Origin of the sequence: Azospirillum griseum (assembly GCF_003966125.1) — a bacterium.
Lineage (GTDB): Bacteria > Pseudomonadota > Alphaproteobacteria > Azospirillales > Azospirillaceae > Azospirillum > Azospirillum griseum.
In genome coordinates this window covers 1-422 of record NZ_RXMA01000146.1, presented here as the reverse complement: position 1 = coordinate 422, position 422 = coordinate 1, and the positions used below count along the sequence as shown (strand labels likewise).

Sequence of the window (422 nt, the reverse complement as noted above, 5' to 3'; positions counted from 1 at the left end):
GTGGTGACGGAACTGGCCGGTGAAGGCAGCGACGAGGTGCGCACCAGCCTTTCCAGCTACGGCCTGTCGGCAAATGTGGAAGCGCTCACCTACACCGGCACCGGCAACTTCACCGGCGTGGGCAATGCCTTGGACAACCTGATCCAGGGCGGTTCGGGCAATGACACGCTGACGGGTGGCGCGGGCAACGACACGCTGGTGGGTGGTCTGGGCAACGACGTCTACACCGTGGATGATGTCGGTGATGTGGTGACGGAACTGGCCGGTGAAGGCAGCGACGAGGTGCGCACCAGCCTTTCCAGCTACGCCCTGTCGGCCAATGTGGAGACGCTCGCCTACACCGGCACTGGCAACTTCACCGGTGTGGGCAATGCCTTGGACAACCTGATTCAGGGTGGCGTGGGCAATGACACGCTGTCGGG

General features: G+C 63.7%; 1 protein-coding gene. It reads left to right on the top strand.

The genetic code is table 11. From position 1 onward, the window contains the following. The coding region (locus tag EJ903_RS27175) for a calcium-binding protein (protein ID WP_281274777.1) at nt 1-422 on the top strand (422 nt) is incomplete at both ends.